Origin of the sequence: Herminiimonas arsenitoxidans, assembly GCF_900130075.1 — a bacterium.
Classification (GTDB): domain Bacteria; phylum Pseudomonadota; class Gammaproteobacteria; order Burkholderiales; family Burkholderiaceae_D; genus Oxalicibacterium; species Oxalicibacterium arsenitoxidans.
In genome coordinates this window covers 1,176,937-1,196,050 of the sequence record NZ_LT671418.1, presented here as the reverse complement: position 1 = coordinate 1,196,050, position 19,114 = coordinate 1,176,937, and the positions used below count along the sequence as shown (strand labels likewise).

At 51.1% G+C, this 19,114-nt stretch carries 19 protein-coding genes; 13 read left to right on the top strand and 6 right to left on the bottom strand.

Annotation, left to right across the window (positions count from 1 at the left end; all coding sequences use genetic code 11):
* Window positions 1-224 precede the first annotated feature (224 nt).
* The 12 genes from BQ6873_RS05610 to BQ6873_RS05555 all read left to right on the top strand — a co-directional run bounded on the left by BQ6873_RS05610 (window position 225) and on the right by BQ6873_RS05555 (window position 10,878).
* Window positions 225-1,058, top strand: coding sequence for a ferritin-like domain-containing protein (locus BQ6873_RS05610; protein ID WP_076591772.1), 834 nt, complete (start codon window positions 225-227; stop codon window positions 1,056-1,058).
* 196 nt (window positions 1,059-1,254) lie between these two features.
* A complete protein-coding gene (locus BQ6873_RS05605) occupies window positions 1,255-1,560 on the top strand; it encodes a hypothetical protein (RefSeq protein WP_076591771.1) in 306 nt (101 codons plus the stop codon).
* 243 nt (window positions 1,561-1,803) lie between these two features.
* Window positions 1,804-2,676: an alpha/beta fold hydrolase gene (locus BQ6873_RS05600; protein ID WP_076591770.1), complete on the top strand. Its 873-nt coding sequence runs from the start codon at window positions 1,804-1,806 to the stop codon at window positions 2,674-2,676.
* Window positions 2,677-2,769: 93 nt separating this feature from the next.
* A complete protein-coding gene (locus BQ6873_RS05595) occupies window positions 2,770-3,606 on the top strand; it encodes a 3',5'-nucleoside bisphosphate phosphatase (protein ID WP_076591769.1) in 837 nt (278 codons plus the stop codon).
* A 96-nt stretch (window positions 3,607-3,702) separates the two neighbouring features.
* Window positions 3,703-4,581, top strand: coding sequence for a protease HtpX (gene htpX, locus BQ6873_RS05590; RefSeq protein WP_076591768.1), 879 nt, complete (start codon window positions 3,703-3,705; stop codon window positions 4,579-4,581).
* 59 nt (window positions 4,582-4,640) lie between these two features.
* On the top strand, window positions 4,641-5,264 hold the full coding sequence (locus BQ6873_RS05585; protein WP_076591767.1) for an L-threonylcarbamoyladenylate synthase: 624 nt from the start codon (window positions 4,641-4,643) through the stop codon (window positions 5,262-5,264).
* 142 nt (window positions 5,265-5,406) lie between these two features.
* The gene (locus tag BQ6873_RS05580; RefSeq protein ID WP_076591766.1) at window positions 5,407-6,063 is read left to right on the top strand and encodes a site-2 protease family protein; all 657 of its coding nucleotides are present in this window, start codon (window positions 5,407-5,409) and stop codon (window positions 6,061-6,063) included.
* A gap of 6 nt (window positions 6,064-6,069) precedes the next feature.
* The gene (locus tag BQ6873_RS05575) at window positions 6,070-7,275 is read left to right on the top strand and encodes a tryptophan--tRNA ligase (protein ID WP_076591765.1); all 1,206 of its coding nucleotides are present in this window, start codon (window positions 6,070-6,072) and stop codon (window positions 7,273-7,275) included.
* Window positions 7,275-7,859: a class I SAM-dependent methyltransferase gene (locus BQ6873_RS05570; RefSeq protein ID WP_083664397.1), complete on the top strand. Its 585-nt coding sequence runs from the start codon at window positions 7,275-7,277 to the stop codon at window positions 7,857-7,859. The genes BQ6873_RS05575 and BQ6873_RS05570 overlap by 1 nt, the downstream gene beginning before the upstream one ends.
* 86 nt (window positions 7,860-7,945) lie before the next feature.
* Window positions 7,946-8,824, top strand: coding sequence for a 4-hydroxy-tetrahydrodipicolinate synthase (gene dapA / locus BQ6873_RS05565; protein ID WP_076591764.1), 879 nt, complete (start codon window positions 7,946-7,948; stop codon window positions 8,822-8,824).
* Between the two features lie 116 nt (window positions 8,825-8,940).
* Window positions 8,941-10,068, top strand: coding sequence for an outer membrane protein assembly factor BamC (gene bamC, locus BQ6873_RS05560; protein ID WP_331712979.1), 1,128 nt, complete (start codon window positions 8,941-8,943; stop codon window positions 10,066-10,068).
* 30 nt (window positions 10,069-10,098) lie between these two features.
* Entirely contained in the window at window positions 10,099-10,878 is a 780-nt protein-coding gene (locus tag BQ6873_RS05555) for an MBL fold metallo-hydrolase (protein WP_076593957.1), read from the top strand.
* Window positions 10,879-10,958: 80 nt separating this feature from the next.
* Here BQ6873_RS05555 and BQ6873_RS18225 read toward each other — a convergent pair whose 3' ends face one another.
* Window positions 10,959-11,189, bottom strand: a complete 231-nt coding sequence (locus BQ6873_RS18225) for a hypothetical protein (protein WP_076591762.1) — start codon at window positions 11,187-11,189, stop codon at window positions 10,959-10,961.
* A gap of 287 nt (window positions 11,190-11,476) precedes the next feature.
* Complete coding sequence (locus BQ6873_RS05545; protein WP_076591761.1) at window positions 11,477-12,598, bottom strand: cupin domain-containing protein; 1,122 nt, start codon at window positions 12,596-12,598, stop codon at window positions 11,477-11,479.
* Window positions 12,599-12,702: 104 nt separating this feature from the next.
* Here BQ6873_RS05545 and BQ6873_RS05540 point away from each other — a divergent pair, with 104 nt between their 5' ends.
* On the top strand, window positions 12,703-13,248 hold the full coding sequence (locus BQ6873_RS05540; RefSeq protein WP_076591760.1) for an FKBP-type peptidyl-prolyl cis-trans isomerase: 546 nt from the start codon (window positions 12,703-12,705) through the stop codon (window positions 13,246-13,248).
* A 142-nt stretch (window positions 13,249-13,390) separates the two neighbouring features.
* Here BQ6873_RS05540 and BQ6873_RS05535 read toward each other — a convergent pair whose 3' ends face one another.
* The 4 genes from BQ6873_RS05535 to BQ6873_RS05520 form a co-directional block, all read right to left on the bottom strand.
* Window positions 13,391-14,335: a hypothetical protein gene (locus tag BQ6873_RS05535; protein WP_076591759.1), complete on the bottom strand. Its 945-nt coding sequence runs from the start codon at window positions 14,333-14,335 to the stop codon at window positions 13,391-13,393.
* A complete protein-coding gene (gene mutS / locus BQ6873_RS05530; RefSeq protein WP_076591758.1) occupies window positions 14,332-17,001 on the bottom strand; it encodes a DNA mismatch repair protein MutS in 2,670 nt (889 codons plus the stop codon). Before mutS ends, BQ6873_RS05535 begins: the two co-directional genes overlap by 4 nt.
* A 183-nt stretch (window positions 17,002-17,184) precedes the next feature.
* On the bottom strand, window positions 17,185-18,528 hold the full coding sequence (locus BQ6873_RS05525) for a DEAD/DEAH box helicase (protein WP_076591757.1): 1,344 nt from the start codon (window positions 18,526-18,528) through the stop codon (window positions 17,185-17,187).
* Between the two features lie 244 nt (window positions 18,529-18,772).
* The gene (locus BQ6873_RS05520; RefSeq protein ID WP_076591756.1) at window positions 18,773-19,090 is read right to left on the bottom strand and encodes a DMT family transporter; all 318 of its coding nucleotides are present in this window, start codon (window positions 19,088-19,090) and stop codon (window positions 18,773-18,775) included.
* Window positions 19,091-19,114 lie beyond the last annotated feature (24 nt).

Here is a 19,114-nt window from a genome sequence, read left to right as displayed (position 1 = left end):
TGGTTGCCGGCTGCGGGCAAATTTCCTGATAAATAGAAAAACTGCGTGCAGTTTTCATCGTGCTTGATGATTGGGCCAAATAGCAGCCAAATAAATCAATTTACTTATGTGGGGCCAACTTCTTGAATTGGAAGACCCAGCATATCGAACGAATCGAATATTCAAGCCATTCAACCGCTTTGGCTGCACGATTCACTACAAAGGCAGCATTTTACGTTACTCACATGAATATCCCTCATTCTGTACCAACTGATAGCACCGAATTACGTGCCTTGTCCCTGCGTTGGGTATGTGAGACCGATGCAAGGCTCAAGGCAAATGGCGTAATCGAATTGGCAAGATTGTGGGCTGAAGGCAGGCTGAGCCTGAATACCGATGATGGTCTGCAAGCGCAGCAAGCCATACCCGGTCGTCCTGCCTTGCCGGAATTGATTTCCCCCAAGTTTGTGAAGCATCGCTCCATGCGTACGACGGAAGGGCGTGCTGCAATGATCCATGCACTCACGCATATCGAGTTCAATGCGATCAATCTGGCCCTGGACGCTATCTGGCGCTTTGCCGGGATGCCGTCTGCATACTATGCCGATTGGTTAAAGGTGGCGGGCGAGGAGGCTTTGCACTTTTCTTTGCTGGCAGGGCATTTGCAGAGTTTGGGTTATCAATATGGTGATTTCCCTGCGCATAACAGTATGTGGGAAATGGCGGATAAAACCAGTGGTGATATTCTGGCCAGAATGGCCTTGGTGCCACGAACGTTGGAGGCGCGAGGGCTGGACGCTACGCCATCGACGCGTGCCAAGCTGGCGCAGGCCGGTGATCAGGCTGCGGCAGAGATTCTGGACATCATTTTGCGTGATGAAATTGGTCATGTTGCAATCGGCAATCATTGGTATAAAGTGCTATGCGATGAGCGTGAACTTGATCCAGTGACAACTTATGCTCAATTGGCTATACACTACAAGGCACCAACTTTGCGCGGACCGTTCAATCTGGAGGCTAGACGAGCAGCCGGATTTAGCGAGTTGGAGTTAAGGGCATTGGCGGGTGAGTTATCCTAGATTTCGGTTTTACCTGTTTTTTTCGTTGTTGTTGCACTTTGTTACTGCATGGATGGAAACTTGATTAGAAGTTCATTGTCAGATCGGAAGGTTGCTGTTTAGGCAATCCAATGTGCGGAAAATGCAATCGAGGCTAGCAGTGCATTATTGGCTTAAGGCATTTTTTTCATATAACTTCAATTTAAAAGGGAAAATCATGAATTCAAGCAAAACTCTCGGCACCATACTCGTAGCGAGTTTGTTGATTGCAGGTCTGGCCGCCTGTCAGAAAAAAGAAGATGTTGCTGGCACGGCTGAAACCGCTGGACAGAAAATTGATGCTGCAGCCGCAGCAGCATCTCAAAAAGTAGATGAAGCCGCTGCCAAGGTTGGTGAAGGTGTTGACAAGGCTAAAGCTGATGTCGCTCAAGGCGCTGCGAACCTAACTGACGCAACCGGCAAAAAGGTTGAAGAAGTCGGCGTAAAAATGCAGGATGCTGCCAAAGACGGTACTAGCAAGTAATTTACTTACCTACAGCGCGCCGATGATCGTTGATCGTCGGCGCGCTTTGTTGTTTACAGCTTGATTGTACGAACCTTAATCTGGAATTTTCTTGTTTTTGGTTTGTCTCATAGTGAAGAAATAGCGAGTTGCCGTCCGAGCATTGTTTAGATGGAATGTAAAATGACCGTCTGATACAGATATGCGATGTCTTGCGTCGCGTCTTCCCCATTTTTTACATCCCGTATTTATCGGTCACTTTGCATGAAGTCTTCGCGTTCCGAATTTATTAATATCCGTGGTTTGAGTTATCACATACGACATTGGGGCAATCAGGATGCGCCGATGCTCTTCATGTTGCATGGCTGGATGGATATGTCCGCTTCGTTCCAGTTTCTGGTCGATGCCTTGCAGCGTGAGTGGCACGTGATTGCACCTGATTGGCGCGGTTTTGGCCTAAGCGATCACGCAGGGACGAATTACTGGTTCCCTGATTATCTGGGGGATCTGGATGCGATCTTGCAGCATTATTCGCCAGCGCAGCCTGTCTATTTGCTTGGGCATAGTCTGGGCGCAAACGTTGCTGGAGTTTATGCAGGTGTACGCGCTAATAGAATCAAGAAGTTAGTCAATCTCGAAGGTTTCGGTATGCCCAACACGCAGCCGGAAGATGCACCTGCGCGTTTTGCAACATGGCTGGATGAATTGCAGGGCATACCTAGTTTGCGTAGCTATGCGACGCAGGAAGAGGTCGCGGCACGCTTGCAAAAGACCAATCCGCGCTTGAGTGATGAACGTGCTGCATTCTTGTCCGCACATTGGGCTGCACCGAACGAGAGCGGCGCATGGGAAATTCAAGCCGATCCGGCGCATCGTTTGTCCAATCCGTATTTATATCGAGTGGAAGAGGTGCTGGCATGCTGGAAGCTGATCACAGCACCGGTCTTGTGGATAGAAGCGAAGAATAGTGAGTTGCTCACGCGTATGGGATCGAAAGAGAAAGCACGCGCGGAAATAGACCGGCGTATTGCATCGATTCCGAATGCCACCATCTTGATGGTGGATAACGCCGGTCACATGCTGCAGCACGATCAGCCGGAAATGTTGGCTGCGGCAATTGATCAATTTCTGGATTGAGTGCTGGCCCCGCATTTGCTTTAGGGCAAATCGTGCTTATCGCGCGTACAATCGAACCATGCGTTGCTTCTAGCGCTATATAACTGATTTTGCATGCTAAACGTAGACCTACATTGCCACTCTAATTTTTCTGACGGTACCTTGACGCCGACGGCGCTGGCTGCTCGCGCCAAAGCGAATGGCGTCGATGTATGGGGTATGACAGACCACGATGAAATCGGTGGCATTGCTGAGGCGCGTGCCGCTGCTGCTGCACTGGATTTGCCATTTGTGCCTGGCGTGGAGATTTCCATCACATGGTCCGGCCAAACCGTGCACATCGTCGGTTTGCAAATCGATGAAACGAATGATGTGTTGGTTAACGGGCTGGCAGCAACCCGAGGTGGTCGTGAACCGCGCGCGCGCGAAATCGCCGAACAACTGGAAAAAATCGGAATTACAGGTGCGTATGAAGGCGCGCTCAAGTTTGTCGATAATCCGGATTTGATTTCCCGTACGCACTTTGCCCGTTACATTATCGAGCTGGGTTTGTGCGACAACCTGCATGATGTCTTTGATAATTACCTGGGTGAAGGCAAACCGGGTTTTGTGCCGCATCGCTGGGCAAGTTTGCAAAATGCGGTGGAGTGGATACGTGCTGCAGGTGGCGTGGCAGTGATTGCCCATCCGGGGCGCTATAAATTCAGCGATCTTGCATTTGATGCTTTATTTAATGAATTTAAAGGCTTCGGCGGTGTCGGAATCGAGGTGACGACGGGTAGCCATACTGTCGATCAATATGATTATTATGCCAAGATAGCGAACAGCTACGGTTTCTTGGCTTCGCGCGGCTCCGATTTTCACGGTCCCGGCGAATCGCGTGTCGATTTGGGTGCACTTCCGGCATTACCGCTCGGTGTGCGTCCGATTTGGCATGATTGGCGTTTGTGATAGCTGAGCAATTTCTGATCAGTATGTTGCGCTCTTGAAATTTTTGATTGCGGCCTTATTTAGGAATCGCTCTTAACCCCCTTTGGAGGCTATTGAATGAAACGAATTTTCCTTTTCATTGCAACGAATATTGCAGTGATTGCGGTGATGTCTGTGGTGCTATCGCTCCTGGGCGTGGACCGCTTTATCACACAAGCCGGCTTGAATTTGCCGATGCTGCTGGCATTTTCGCTGGTGGTTGGTTTTACCGGCTCGTTTATCTCGCTGCTGATCAGCAAGCCTATGGCTAAATGGTCGACTGGCGCACGTGTCATTACGGCGCCATCGTCGAGCACTGAACTGTGGCTGATCGATTCAGTGCGCAAGCTGTCGGAGCGCGCTGGTATTGCAATGCCGGAAGTGGCTGTCTATGACGGCGAGCCAAATGCATTTGCAACTGGTGCGTTTAAAAACTCCGCTCTGGTTGCGGTATCGACCGGCCTGCTGCAAAGCATGACGAAAGATGAAGTCGAAGCTGTATTGGCGCATGAAGTCGCCCACGTTGCCAATGGCGACATGGTGACGATGACCTTGGTGCAAGGTGTAGTGAATACTTTCGTCGTATTCCTGTCGCGCGTAGTTGGTTACTTTGTTGATCGTGCGCTTTCGTCGCGCAACAACAATAGTGGCGGGCAGGGCATGGGTTATTTCATTACAGTGATGGTCTGTCAGGTCGTGTTTGGTATTGCTGCTTCGGTGATCGTTGCATGGTTCTCGCGTCATCGTGAGTTCCGCGCTGATGCAGGTGCTGCGAAATTACTGGGTAGCCCGCAGCCGATGATGAAAGCGCTGGCACGTCTTGGTGGCATTGAGCCATCAAGTTTGCCGGAAGGTTTGGCTTCGTTGGGTATCAATGACAAGCCTGGATTTGCTGCTTTGTTCTCAAGCCATCCGCCGATTGAAGACCGTATTGCAGCGTTGCGCAATATCCAATAATTCTTTATCGGGAACGTATGGCGGCGGTGATCTGAAGATCGCCGCCGCCCTTATTTTTTATGAGCCAATTCTTTCTGATTCATCCGGAAAATCCGCAGGCGCGCTTGATCACACAAGCCGTGCAAATCGTCAGAGATGGCGGCATCGTCGCTTTGCCTACCGATTCCTGTTATGCCTTGGTCTGCCATCTCGATGACAAGGATGCCGTTGCGCGCTTGCGCCGGATACGTAATGTCGACGACAAACATCATCTGACCTTGTTATGCCGCGATTTGAGCGAGATTGCGCTTTATGCGAAAGTCGATAATCAGCAATATCGCTTGTTGAAATCGGCAACGCCTGGACCGTACACCTTTATTCTGGAAGCGACCAAGGAAGTGCCGCGTCGCCTAAGCCATCCTTCACGCAAGACCATAGGTTTGCGCGTACCGGAAAACCGTATCGTGCATGCATTGTTGGAGGAGTTGGCGCAGCCATTGCTTGGTACTACGTTGATCCTGCCGGGTGAAGATGAACCATTGACTGATCCGGAAGACGTGCGCGATCGCCTGAACAAGGTGGTGGATTTGGTAATCGATGGTGGCGCCTGCAGTTTTGAGCCAACGACTGTGATCGATTTGACGAGCGGTGAGCCTGTGCTGCAGCGTCAAGGGCGCGGCGATGCATCGCTATTCGGCCTGTAATTCAAACTATTCAATCACGGTTGGAGACTGATGTCGTCAACCGTGTCTTGTATGCTGCCGTTCATACAAATGAGCGTGCGCATATCCGATTGCTTTATCTGTTGTCACAAACGACAGCATCCCCTCTGATAAAATCCTACCGATGAACGATCTTATTCAAACTTTTGCCGTTTATGCATTGCCTATCGTATTTGCGATTACCTTGCATGAGGCTGCACACGCGTATGCGGCCAAATATTTTGGCGATACTACTGCTTATGCGCAAGGTCGCATGAGCTTGAATCCGATCAAACATATTGATCCTATTGGTACTTTGCTGATTCCTATCGCGCTGTATTTCGCCGGTAGCCCGTTTCTGTTTGGCTATGCGAAGCCGGTGCCAGTCAACTTCGGTAATTTGCGCAATCCGAAAAAACAGATGGCATTTGTAGCGCTGGCGGGACCTGCGGCCAATCTGGTGATGGCTCTGATGTGGATGCTGATGGGAATCTTCTTGCAGGTTTTCGGCGCAAATGAAGAGTTCTTGATGCGCATGGCGCAGGCTGGTATTTTGACGAACTTGGTGATTTTTGCTTTCAATCTGTTCCCGATTCCTCCGCTCGACGGTGGGCGCATCATGACCAGTATCCTGCCGCATAAATATGCGTATAAATTCGCACAGCTGGAACCGTACGGCTTTTTCATCGTGTTGGCGCTGGTATTCCTGAAAGTGCTGCACTTCTGGATGGTGCCGGTGATGTCGATTGCTGCCACCTTTTTGAAATTGCTTGTTTCCCCTCTTACTTTTTTACTGAACTGAGTTTTTATGTCTATCGATCGCGTTGTTTCCGGTATGCGCCCGACGGGTGCGCTGCATCTTGGCCACTATCATGGTGCGCTGAAGAACTGGGTCAAATTACAGAATGAAGTTCCTTGCCTTTTCTTCGCCGCCGATTGGCATGCATTGACGACGCATTACGACGATCCTAGTCTTATCGAAAGCAGTACTTGGGAAATGTTGATTGACTGGTTGGCCGCCGGTGTCGATCCGATGAAGTCCAGCTTATTCATCCAGTCCCAGGTTCCTGAGCATGCCGAGTTGCACCTGCTGCTGTCCATGATCACGCCACTGGGTTGGTTGGAGCGTGTGCCGACTTATAAAGATCAACAGGAAAAATTGTCGGAGCGTGATCTTGCGACTTATGGTTTCCTCGGTTATCCCTTGCTGCAAGCGGCAGACGTATTGATTTATCGTGCGACGCAGGTGCCGGTTGGCGCCGATCAAATCCCTCACATCGAAATGATGCGCGAGATCGCGCGTCGCTTTAATCATATGTACGGCAAGGAAAAAGGCTTTGAAGAAAAAGTCGCCGAAACATTGAAGAAATTGAGCAGCAAACAAGGCAAGCAATACAAGGAGTTGCGTGCTGCGTATCAAGAGCAGGGCAATGCCGAAGCTTTGGGCTGGGCGAAAACCTTGCTCGATAGCGTGCAAAGCATCAGCGAAACCGATCGCGAGCGCTTGTTCGGTTATCTGGCAGGCACCCGCAAGCAGATTTTGCTCGAGCCACAAGTACGCCTGACGGAAGCATCACGTATGCCGGGACTCGATGGACAGAAAATGTCCAAGAGCTATGGCAATTCGATTACCTTGCGTGAAGACAAAGAAAGCCTGACCAAGAAGATTCGTACGATGCCGACTGACCCGGCACGCGTGCGTCGGACTGATGCTGGGAATCCTGAAAAATGCCCTGTATGGCAGCTGCATCTGGTGTATTCCGATGCGCCGACTAAGGAATGGGTTGTCAAAGGTTGTACTTCAGCCGGGATTGGTTGCATCGAATGCAAACAGCCAGTGATCGACGGTGTGCTGAAAGAGCAGGAACCTATGCGTGAACGTGCACAAAAGTACATCGATGATCCGTCATTGGTACGTGCGATTGTGGCAGACGGTCGTGACAAAGCACGTGCACTGGCGCAGGAAACCATGCGCGAAGTCCGCGATGCGATGGGCTTGAGCTACAACAACTGATGATGGCTCAAGGTACCAATGCGCATAATGCGCTGGATCAGCCATCGACTTGGGTGGCACGTTTTGCGCCCTTGATTCCTGCCGGCGAGGTAATGGATTTGGCTTGCGGTGCAGGGCGTCATAGCCGACTGCTGGCGCAACACGGGCATCCGGTGTTGGCGGTTGATCGTAATGCCGATGCATTGGCACTGGCAGCCGGCAAAGATATCCAAACCTTGCAGTTGGATCTGGAAACCGACGATCCAACTCAGACATGGCCGTTTGCAGGCCAACGTTTTGCCGGAATAGTCGTTACCAATTATCTGCATCGCCCACTCTGGGCGCTCATGGTTGCCAGTCTGGCTGCGGACGGTGTGCTGATTTACGAGACCTTTGCGCTGGGAAATGAGCAATTTGGCAAGCCTTCCAATCCAGATTTTTTACTGAAACATGGCGAATTGCTGGAAGTCGCCCGTCAGTACAGCTTGCAAGTCGTCGCCTATGAAGATGGCTATATTGCAGAGCCAAAACCGGCGATGGTGCAGCGGATTTGCCTGATCAAGGTTGAAAATCCCCTTGCGGCTGAGAATCTTCGCTTAATTTGACCTTCTATTCTAGGCAAGACAACACCACACAAGCGGGCGATCCGCTACAATCTAATACTCTCTAATTTTTTCGCTCACACACTATTATGATTCAGGGCAGCATAGTCGCAATCGTTACTCCCATGCACGCTGACGGCTCACTCGATTTGCCGGGCTTGCGTAAATTGATTGATTGGCACATCGCCGAAGGTACGGACGGCATCGTGATCGTCGGTACTACTGGTGAATCGCCGACCGTTTCGGTTGACGAACATTGCGAACTGATTCGCGTCGCGGTTGAACATACCGCCAAGCGCATTCCTGTGATCGCCGGTACTGGCGGTAACTCGACTTCCGAAGCGATTGAATTGACTCAATTTGCAAAGGATGTTGGAGCAGATGCTTCCTTGCTGGTCGTGCCTTATTACAATCGTCCGACGCAAGAAGGTATGTATCAGCACTTCAAGAAAATCGTTGAAGCAGTTGATCTGCCTGCGATTCTCTACAATGTGCCTGGTCGTACCGTGGCGGATATGTCGAACGAAACGATACTGCGTCTGGCACAAATCCCGGGCGTGATCGGTGTGAAAGATGCGACGGCCAATATCGCGCGTGGTATCGATCTGATGCGTCTGGCGCCAAAGAACTTCATGGTGTATTCAGGCGACGATGCAACCGCGATGGCATTGATGTTCTGCGGTGCTAAAGGCAATATTTCCGTTACCGCCAATATCGCACCGCGCGCCATGCATCAATTGTGTGATGCTGCGATGAACCAGCGCGTGGCTGAAGCAGTCGCAATCAACAACAAGGTTTCCCCTCTGCATAACAAGCTGTTTGTCGAGCCGAACCCAGTGCCAGTGAAATGGGCGATGGCCGAAATAGGCTTGATCCCAACCGGTATGCGTTTGCCTATCGTGCCATTGGCCGCGGAATATCATGATGTCGTGCGCGCAGCAATGCGTGAATCGGGTGTATTACAATAAGTCCCGATTTGGCACGTGCCTCTGATATCGACGGCTGAACCTGCTTTTAAAAAGTATTCAACATTATGACTCGGAAGATTTCTTACATGGCTCAATGCAGCTTCGCAAAACGTGGAATGGCTTACGTGCTCGTGCTCTCCGGCCTGGCTGGATGTAGCTCTATCAATTCGATGCTGGAACCAGGTCGTATCGATTACAAAAGCGAGGGGAGCAAGACCAAGACGCCTACGCTGGAAATTCCTCCGGATCTGACTCAGCTTCAGCGAGAAAATCGCTTTGGTCTGCCGGATGCGAGTCGCGGTACCGCGACGGCATCTTCCTATAATCAGCAGCAAGTCACGCGTCCTGCCGAAGTAGCAGCAACGGTTGCACCGAAAGCGCTGGCCGATATTCGTATCGAGCGCGATGGCATGCAGCGTTGGTTGGTCATCAATGAGTCGCCTGAAGTGTTGTGGCCGAAAATCAAGGATTTCTGGCAAGACAATGGTTTCCTGATTAATCTCGATTCGCCGCAATCGGGTGTGATGGAAACCGATTGGGCCGAAAATCGCGCAAAAATTCCACAGGATTTCCTGCGTTCGACACTGGGCAAGGTATTTGACTCCCTGTATTCGACCGGCGAGCGTGACAAGTTCCGTACCCGTCTTGAACGCGGTCCTAATGGCACCACCGAGGTCTATGTTAGTCATCGCGGTGCTGAAGAGGTCTTGACCGGCACAGACAAAGAAACCACCGTCTGGACTGCACGTGCATCTGATCCAGAGCTGGAAGCAGAATTCCTGTCGCGCATGATGGTGTCTTTGGGTGTGGAAGGTACACGTGCCAAGGCAGCAGTCGCTAATGTCGTTGCGCAGTCGTCCCGCGCCAAATTGGTCAAGGCACCAAGCGGCAATTACGTTCAAGTCGATGAAGGTTTCGAGCGCGCATGGCGTCGTGTTGGCTTGGCACTGGATCGCGTTGGCTTTACGGTAGAAGATCGTGATCGTACACAAGGTCTGTATTACGTTCGTTACGTTGATCAGGGTGATGACTCCAAAGTGACCGAGAAAAAAGGTTTCTTTGCGAATCTCTTTACCTTTGGCTCAAGCAAGGCTGAGAAGGATAAAGCGGCTGCACGTTATCGTGTTTCCATCAAAGGTGCTGCCGATTCCAGCCAGATTTCTGTGCTGAATAACGACGGTCAGCCGGAAACCTCGAAAACTGGCGAGCGCATCCTCGCTTTGCTGAATGAGCAGTTGAAATAATTTGTGTATGTCGACTGACGGGGTTTGCGCTTGAAGTTTGCCAGCCTCGGCAGTGGCAGTGAAGGAAACGCTCTACTCATTTCTACCCAATCCAGCACGACAAGTACGACGGTCATGCTGGATTGCGGCTTCGGGATTCGGGAAACCGAACGGCGTCTGGCAAGACTGCAGATGGTTCCAAGCGATCTTGCCGGAATAATCGTCACCCACGAACATCAAGACCATGTCGGCGGCGTATTCAAGTTCGCACGACGTCATAAGCTCCCTGTTTGGCTCAGTTACGGCACCTATCAAGCCGTGCATGATAAATGCGATGGCGTAACACTTAATTTTTGTCGTGATAGTGAACCGTTCACGATCGGTGATCTCCAGTTGTTGCCCTACACGGTGCCGCACGATGCGCGAGAACCAGTGCAGTATGTGGCAAGCAATGGCGTGGCTAAATTGGGCGTATTGACCGATGCAGGTCATGCAACATCACATGTGATTACAGCCTTGGGTGGATGCGATGCACTGATGCTAGAGTGTAATCACGACAAGCAGATGCTGATGGATTCAGCCTATCCGCCATCACTGAAACAGCGGATTGGTGGTGCTTACGGCCACTTATCCAATCAGATGGCAGGGGAAATATTGGCGGCTCTGGATAAGTCTCGCCTAAAGCGTATTGTGGGCGCGCATCTCAGTCTGAAAAACAATACGCCGGATCTTGCGCGTGCGGTATTGACGCATGAGGTATCTGATGAAGTGGAGGTCAGGATTGCTTGCCAGGAAGATGGTTTCGACTGGCTGGATGTAGCACCTCATTGACGGATATCTGAGGCAGTAGCATTTGAAAGAGACATAAAAAAAGCCGACCTAGTGGTCGGCTTTTTCATCCAAAAAATGGATTACTTAGCTGCAGGAGCGTCAGCTGCTGGTGCTGCTGGAGCAGCAGGAGCTTCTGTTGCTGGTGCTGCTGGAGCTTCAGCTGCTGGAGCTGCTGCTGGAGCTTCTGGAGCTGCTGCTGGAGCTGCTGGAGCTTCAACTGCTGGTGCTGGTGCAGGTGCTGCTTCTTCTTTTTTGCTGCATGCTGTCAAAGCGATAGCTAACAGGGATGCGATCAGCAGGGATTTTGTCATGATTATCTTTCAATAATGAATCTAGGTTGATATTAATGTGCGATGAATAATTACCGGTAATTATCGCTCTATAGGGTGCTTCGTATGTATTTCGAACCATATTGCTGCGGTGCGATGAAACGAAACCTTCCTAACCGATAATTATAGTCCTTCTTTTTGCTTGTGACACAACACTTTTACATTTTGGTAAGTGTAATGTTGTAACAAAATATGAAAATTGGCGCTCAAATTTTGCCGCGCCTCATCTTCTGAGCGAAATAACTCCGGGTAATTTCGTTTATTTGGTGTTATCCCAGAGTTAGCCAGCCATCTTTGTGCCATGTATGGAAGGCGTCAACGACGTCCGCAGAGGCGGAAGCGATAATCGTTCCGCTCAGACGCCTTTCATTCGCCAATTCTTTCAGAATCGTTAAATCCTCCTCGCCAACCTCAAACGAAGTGCCATTTATGAAGATGTAATTGCTGCGGTGCAGCATCTGCGTCTTGAGCGAAAGTTTGATGCCGCTTTTCTTTGCGTTCTGCAAAAAGCGCGTTCTGGTCAAATTTTCTTCTGGCGCGTCGAAATACACTTGCGCCTTGGGTTCGGATAAATATTCACCGAGGAAGAGCGCAATATCTTCCTGAGTAAAACGTACCTTGTTCAATTCCGCAGTCACGCGTGACAACATCGCGCTGCTGATTTCGGCACGATGTTTGGATGGCTTCAAATCAGGGTCAGCATAACGGCCCGGCAAATCAATGGAGTCGATCATCGACTCCAGGAATGCTTCGCCCAACTCTTGATAGGACGGCGCGCGGAAGCCGATCGAATAAGTCATGCATTCATCCATCGCCACGCCTTCGTGCGCGTACTGCGGTGGCAGGTACAGCATGTCGCCGGGCGCGAGTATGAATTCCTCTTCCGCTTTGAAGTTTTTCAGGATTTTCAGCGGCATGTCTTCGACCAGCGTCAGATCTGTTTGTGCGCCTATGCGCCAGCGTCTATGCCCATGTGCCTGCAACAGGAATACGTCATACGAATCGAAATGCGCGCCGACGCCGCCGGTTTCGGTTGCATAACTGATCATCAAGTCGTCGAGGCGTGCATCCGGTACGAAATCGAATTGGCGCATCAGGGCATCAACTTTTTCGTCGACCAAGTTGACGCCTTGTACCAGCAAGGTCCAATCTTTTTGTGTCAATGGAGGAACCTGCTCGAAGGGGCCGTTGTCCATGTTCCACTGGCGTTTGACGTGTGTAATCAAGCGCGATTCAACGTCATCGCGTTTGACCAGATCAAATAATTCGTCGCGTGAAAGCAATGCTTGGAAATCGGGAATAGCTTGGCGTATCAATAATGGTTTTTTATGCCAGTAGTCGCGGAGAAATTCTGCAGCGGTCAGGCCGCCTAAAAGAGTCAATTTTTTCATGGCGTCATTATATAGGTAGGTGTATTAGGCTGGAGTGCAGAGTAGCGGTGCTATCTGGCAGGTGCGCGAGTATAATTGCGGCCATATTAAATGAAAGGATCATCATGAAGATTGCCAAAAATACGGTCGTGACCGTGGAATACAAATTGTCAGACGCGCAAGGCGATTTGATTGAAGACGGCCGTGAGCCTATGGTGTATTTGCACGGCGGCTATGAAAACACGTTGCCTAAGATTGAAGAAGCGCTGGACGGCAAGGAAGTTGGCTTTGAAAACACCATTCAAGTCGAGCCTGAAGATGCTTTCGGCGAATACGATCCTAACCTGGTCAAGATCGAGCCACGCGGCCGTTTGCCGACACCTCTGGAAGTGGGCATGCAGTTCGAAGGTTCGCCAGAAACGGAAGATGAAGATGAGCAACCGCTGATTTTCACCGTGACCGATATCGCTGATGACAAGGTCGTGCTGGACGGCAATCATCCATTGGCTGGCATGGCTTTGCGCTTTACCTTGAAGGTAACGGAAGTTCGTGAAGCAACTGAAGAAGAAATTGCTCATGAGCACGTACATGGCGCACATGGTCATCATCATGGTTCGGAAGATGATGAAGGCGAAGAGGGCGATCACTTCCGCACGCATCCAATTCACTAATTCGATTTATTCGTCGTGAATGAGTACAGCCCGGAATAAAACGGGGTGCCACTTGATGGAAATAAAAACGGATGCTTAAAGGCATCCGTTTTTTTATTGCTGCGATGTATGTTGATTTGAATAACGATGCAATCTGCAATCGTTATCGACGTGTCGTTTGTGTCGTAATTGGATTCACCAGCGCGAATAATTCAGGCAGTGCCGGATTGACTACGATTTTGCGCCATGGCGGATCAACGCGTAGTGCGCCTACATTGCCGTGCCAGTCTATGCCTTTAGGTGATGTGACTGGACGAGAATTCTGATCGCTGTGAACGATCAAAATCTTGCCGTGAAATTTTTCACCGAAAGCCAGGATCTGTCGTCGGATATCGGCGAATCCTTCACGCTTGCCGGATGAGAACATCGATGAGTGTTCTGCCTTCAGCAGCGGATTGCCATCGCAGAACAAGACGATGCCATCGACCTTGCTGATTTTTGCAGTGAGGAAGAGGCGTTTCAGCCAATCACTGTTGGCGGTTTGTCTGTCTTCAAATTCGCTGTTGCGACCAGCGGCATTCAAATAATTATTATTGTTTGCCGGCAGGTTGATGGTGGCAAACATCACGTCACCGATACGCCAGCGCATGTTTTCTCCGTAAGAACGGAATTGCGGCATCATCGATTGCCGAACCAATGGAAGCTTGCTATCACCGAAGGAAAATTCATCGGTGAAAAACAAATCGCGAATACGGTTCATGTGCTCTGTTGCTGTGATGCGATTTTTCGTATTGCCGCAGCGTGTCCAGTCATTGCCGGTAATCGAAACGATGACGCCATTTTTCGCGCTATCGAGCAATGAGCGACGTTCTTTGTACAGCGCATCACTGCATGCTTCGTTCTCGGCCTTGATGCCGCTTACAACGACGAATGCCAGATTATCTGCATCGCTTTCTTCTATCGACTCACGTAAAGTCGTTTCACTATTAGCTGATTGAACCGGCTTGGCAATGACGCCGAAGCTGAACGGCGTCGCATCCGTCGCATGCGCAAATGCCGGGTAGGCGAGCGCAAGGCAAATCAGTAATTGTGAAACAGAATTTTTCATTCTGACGTGTGCTGATTACTCAGTTCCTTCAAGCGATAAATTGCATCCAATGCTTCACGGGGTGACAGTGCATCTGGATTGATCGCTGCAACGGCTTCATCAATCGCGGATGCTTGCTGATGCGCAGACATGATCTCTTCAGATGCTGACGCATTACCTGCGCTGGCGAATAAATCAAACTGCGGCGTAACCTGCATCGAATTAGCCTCTAAAGAAGCAAGATGTTTCCGTGCGGCACGAATGACTGGCTGCGGTACGCCAGCCAGTTGCGCCACCTGCAAGCCGTAGCTTTGTGAGGCAGGGCCTGCCTGTACTGCATGTAAGAACACAATACTGTCTTTATGTTCCACTGCCGACAAATGAACATTGGCGGCCGTAGGATGAATCTCCGGCAATTGCGTCAATTCGAAATAATGCGTGGCGAACAAAGTGAAGCTTTTGGTCGTATCAATGAGGTGCTTGGCAATTGCCCATGCCAATGCCAGGCCATCGAAGGTTGACGTACCGCGTCCGACTTCATCCATCAACACCAGTGAGTTTTCTGTCGCACCGTTCAGGATGGCGGCCGATTCTGTCATCTCCACCATGAAGGTAGAACGACCACCGGCCAGATCATCAGCGGCGCCTATACGCGTAAAGATGCGATCGATAGGGCCGATCACGGCGCGACTGGCAGGCACAAAGCTGCCGACGTAAGCCAGCAGCGTAATCAATGCGACTTGTCGCATATAAGTTGATTTACCGCCCATGTTAGGACCGGTAATCAACAGCAATTTGCACTCGCTGGAAAGTAGGCAATCGTTGGCGATGAAGCGTTCGATGTGATTCTCTACAACTGGATGACGGCCTTGCTCGATGGTAATCGTTGGTTCGCTCACCAGTTGCGGTGCGCACCAGTTGTGACGCATTGCATGCTCGGCGAGTGCAACCAATGTATCGAGTTGTGCCAGGGCGTGTGCGATGTTTTGCAAGGTGGCGATATGCTGCGTCATTTGTTGCAGCACTTGTTCATACAGGTATTTCTCACGCGTTAGTGCGCGTTCCTGTGCCGACAAAGCTTTATCTTCAAATGCCTTCAGTTCCGGTGTGATGTAGCGCTCAGCATTCTTCAAGGTTTGGCGGCGACGATAGTCATCCGGCACTTTATCAGTTTGACCGTGGGTGACTTCGATATAGAAGCCATGCACCTTGTTGTATTCAACGCGCAGATTGTTGATGCCGGTACGTGCGCGTTCGCGGGTTTCCAGATCAACGAGGAATTGCCCTGCGTTTTCCGACAGGCCACGCAGCTCATCGAGTTCGGCATCGAAGCCGCGTGCAATCACGCCGCCATCGCGCACCATCGCGGCTGGCTCCATCGCGATCGCACGTTCAACCAGATCGAGACAATCGGTCGGTGTGGCGAGTGCATCGTGTATCGTTTTCAACAAAGGTGCATCGGCATCCTTGTTGCACATGGATACATAGGCACGTAGCGAAGGTAATTGCTGCAAGCCGCCGCGCATGCCAGCCAGATCGCGTGGACGGGCCGATAACAACGCGATACGTGTGGTAATGCGTTCCACGTCTGGTACCGAGGCTAAGGTCGAGGCGAGACCGCTACAAGCGTCTGCACGCATCAATGCATTGATGGCGGCATGGCGTGCCATGGCTACTGCTTGATCGCGACGTGCGTGGTGCAGCCAGTGACGTAATAGACGCGAACCCATCGCGGTACGGCAGTGATCGAGCAAGGAGAACAGCGTCGCTGAATTGGCATCCTGACCGCGTATGGTTTCTGTCAGTTCCAGATTACGTCGCGTGGCGGCATCGAGACCGATGAATTCATTTTCTGTTTCAACCGTCAGCGTACGTACATGCTGCAAGCCTTTGCCTTGCGTCGATTGCGCGTAGCGCAAGAGCGCACCGGCAGCACCGATGGCAGCGCTTAGATTTTCTGCGCCGAAACCGGTCAATGTACCTACATTGAGTTGCTCGTACAAAGCTTTGGTGCCATGCGCAATATCAAAGTGCCAGTCGGGGATGGTGGTGTTTTTTGCGTAAGCAAATTCATTGAACAGATCGTTGACGCTGCCGGGCAATAAAATTTCGGCAGGTGCTATGCGTTCCAGTTCATGCTTCAGACGTGCTTCTGCATTTTGCGCATCGGTGGAAAACTCCATCAATTTCAATGCGCCGCTTGCCATCGACAGCCAGGCGAGGCCTATCGTGACAGTCTTGCGTTGCGTCGTGCTGTAGAGCGCGAGCAAGGGTTGTTCGGATTTTTCAGGCAGTAGATCTGAATCGGTCAATGTGCCTGGCGTGATGACGCGCATCACTTTGCGTTCGACGGGACCTTTGCTGGTCGCCGGATCGCCGATCTGTTCACAGATCGCAATCGATTCACCTAGTTTGACCAGCTTGGATAAGTATTGATCCACTGCGTGGAAGGGCACGCCCGCCATCTTGATCGGATTGCCGTTAGATGCGCCGCGTTGAGTCAGTGTGATGCCAAGCAGGCGCGATGCTTTTTCCGCATCATCGAAAAACAATTCGTAGAAATCACCCATCCGATAAAACACTAGTGTGGTCGGATGTTCAGCCTTGATGCGCAGATACTGCTGCATCATGGGTGTGTGCTTCTCGTTCGGAAGAGGGATGTTTGTTTTTTCGGTTACCGACGACATAGTTGATTCCAAAGTTTCTTCAGCACGTTTTGTTTCTTGGTTCAGCTATTGCAACTGAGCACGAGAAGACAAAAGTAAAGATGACATTGTATTCGACGAGATCGATTTTGTTGGCACCGCAATGCAATAGATATGCTGTCTTTGCTCAGGGGCTGCAACATTTAATATTGCAGCCCTTGGGACTTAGCGGCCGCGGCCGCCTGAGCGGTGTGGTGCTGCCGGACGTGCAGTTGAATTGCCACCAAAACTACGCGATGGACCATTCGGTTTTGGTGCAGGTGCTTTGCCGGATTTTGCCGGGGCATTGCGTCCTTGACCTTGTGGGCGACGACCTTGTACATCGTTGCTACGACGTTGTATCGGTTGTGGTTTCGCGTTCAGATCAGGCTCGAAGCCAGGAATCACTTCCGATGGCAGCTTGCGCTTGATCAGCTTCTCGATATCTTTCAGCATGTCCAGTTCATCGACGCAAACCAGTGACACTGCTTCGCCGGTAGCACCAGCACGACCGGTACGGCCGATGCGATGTACATAATCTTCTGGCACGTTAGGCAAATCGTAGTTCACGACGTGTGGCAATTGATCGATGTCGATACCGCGTGCGGCGATATCGGTTGCTACCAAGACTTGCAAACTACCGTCCTTGAATTCGCTCAATGCACGTGTGCGTGCCGACTGGCTCTTATTGCCATGAATCGCCATGCCGCTGATGCCGTCTTTTTCAAGTTGTTCGACCAACTTGTTTGCGCCGTGTTTTGTACGCGTGAAGACCAGCACTTGTGACCAGTTATTGGTCTTGATCAGATGCGCGAGCATAGGATGTTTTTTGTCGCGGTCAACTGGATGAATTTTTTGTTCGATCACTTCAACGGTCGAATTGCGACGTGCTACTTCGATCATGGCTGGGGAGTTCAACAAGCCATCTGCCAACGCTTTAATCTCATTGGAGAAGGTAGCGGAGAACAGCAGGTTTTGACGGTTCTTAGGCAACACTGCGAGGACGCGACGAATATCCTTGATGAAACCCATGTCGAGCATGCGGTCGGCTTCGTCCAGCACCAGGATTTCAACCTTGGTCAGGTTGACGGTACCTTGTTGCATGTGATCCAGCAGGCGACCTGGTGTAGCAACCAGGATATCGACGCCGTGCTTGAGCATTTTGATTTGTGGGTTGATGCCGACGCCACCGAAGATAACAGCGGAGTTCAGATTCAAATACTTGCCGTAGGTGCGTACGCTTTCTTCAACTTGTGCTGCCAGTTCGCGGGTTGGTGTCAACACCAGAGCGCGGATAGGGCGTTGGGCAGAAGCTGATGCGTGCGGGGTGCCGCTGGTAGCAAGGCGATGCAAAATTGGCAGCGTGAAGCCTGCGGTTTTGCCGGTGCCGGTTTGTGCGCCAGCCAGCAAGTCGCCGCCAGCCAAAACAGCAGGGATGGCTTGTGCTTGAATCGGGGTCGGGTTGGTATAACCGCTTTCGGTAACGGCGCGAACAATTCCTTCGGCTAAGCCGAGGTCAGAAAAAGACATGAATACTCAATAGAAAATTATCGGCCTGTCGCCGCAAAGGGCGCCAGTCGCAGGCAAACGGGATTAGGGTGCGGAAATCGCGAGACAGCGGCAAGGTGACTGGAGGTATGCCGTGTGCGGCGAGTATAACAGGGCAATGCTGCAGTGCAGATTAAATCTGCCTGAGAGCGCTTTCATGAAGGCAGTGGGGATGCAGAAGTATGTTCAAAATGTCATCAGTGTTCACCATTGGCAGTGCAGAGCATCACGCATCGAGCACGCGCAGGCCTATCGTGCCGCTGATGATCAATGTTATGCACAGCAGACGCAAAGGCGACAAGGCATCCTGAAACAGAAAAATACCGAGTATGGCGACGCCAACAGTGCCCGTGCCGGTCCAGATGGCATAAGCAGTGCCGGCCGGCAAGTTGCGCATCGCCAGTGTCAGGAAAAGTACGCTGGCAGCAGCGGCAGCAATGCCAATGACGCTGGGCACCAATCGGGTCCAGCCGTGCGCATACTTCAATGCGATGGCCATCATGATTTCCACTACACTTGCGATTAACAGATAGATCCACGCCATTGCTTTTCTCACGAAGAATTGAAC

Bases quoted from the DNA above. Each gene is read 5' to 3' on its own strand.
- BQ6873_RS05610 (WP_076591772.1), top strand. From the start codon at position 225: ATGAATATCCCTCATTCTGTACCAACTGATAGCACCGAATTACGTGCC.
- BQ6873_RS05605 (WP_076591771.1), top strand. From the start codon at position 1,255: ATGAATTCAAGCAAAACTCTCGGCACCATACTCGTAGCGAGTTTGTTG.
- BQ6873_RS05600 (WP_076591770.1), top strand. From the start codon at position 1,804: ATGAAGTCTTCGCGTTCCGAATTTATTAATATCCGTGGTTTGAGTTAT.
- BQ6873_RS05595 (WP_076591769.1), top strand. From the start codon at position 2,770: ATGCTAAACGTAGACCTACATTGCCACTCTAATTTTTCTGACGGTACC.
- htpX (WP_076591768.1), top strand. From the start codon at position 3,703: ATGAAACGAATTTTCCTTTTCATTGCAACGAATATTGCAGTGATTGCG.
- BQ6873_RS05585 (WP_076591767.1), top strand. From the start codon at position 4,641: ATGAGCCAATTCTTTCTGATTCATCCGGAAAATCCGCAGGCGCGCTTG.
- BQ6873_RS05580 (WP_076591766.1), top strand. From the start codon at position 5,407: ATGAACGATCTTATTCAAACTTTTGCCGTTTATGCATTGCCTATCGTA.
- BQ6873_RS05575 (WP_076591765.1), top strand. From the start codon at position 6,070: ATGTCTATCGATCGCGTTGTTTCCGGTATGCGCCCGACGGGTGCGCTG.
- BQ6873_RS05570 (WP_083664397.1), top strand. From the start codon at position 7,275: ATGATGGCTCAAGGTACCAATGCGCATAATGCGCTGGATCAGCCATCG.
- dapA (WP_076591764.1), top strand. From the start codon at position 7,946: ATGATTCAGGGCAGCATAGTCGCAATCGTTACTCCCATGCACGCTGAC.
- bamC (WP_331712979.1), top strand. From the start codon at position 8,941: ATGGCTTACGTGCTCGTGCTCTCCGGCCTGGCTGGATGTAGCTCTATC.
- BQ6873_RS18225 (WP_076591762.1), bottom strand. From the start codon at position 11,189: ATGACAAAATCCCTGCTGATCGCATCCCTGTTAGCTATCGCTTTGACA.
- BQ6873_RS05545 (WP_076591761.1), bottom strand. From the start codon at position 12,598: ATGAAAAAATTGACTCTTTTAGGCGGCCTGACCGCTGCAGAATTTCTC.
- BQ6873_RS05540 (WP_076591760.1), top strand. From the start codon at position 12,703: ATGAAGATTGCCAAAAATACGGTCGTGACCGTGGAATACAAATTGTCA.
- BQ6873_RS05535 (WP_076591759.1), bottom strand. From the start codon at position 14,335: ATGAAAAATTCTGTTTCACAATTACTGATTTGCCTTGCGCTCGCCTAC.
- mutS (WP_076591758.1), bottom strand. From the start codon at position 17,001: ATGTCGTCGGTAACCGAAAAAACAAACATCCCTCTTCCGAACGAGAAG.
- BQ6873_RS05525 (WP_076591757.1), bottom strand. From the start codon at position 18,528: ATGTCTTTTTCTGACCTCGGCTTAGCCGAAGGAATTGTTCGCGCCGTT.
- BQ6873_RS05520 (WP_076591756.1), bottom strand. From the start codon at position 19,090: ATGGCGTGGATCTATCTGTTAATCGCAAGTGTAGTGGAAATCATGATG.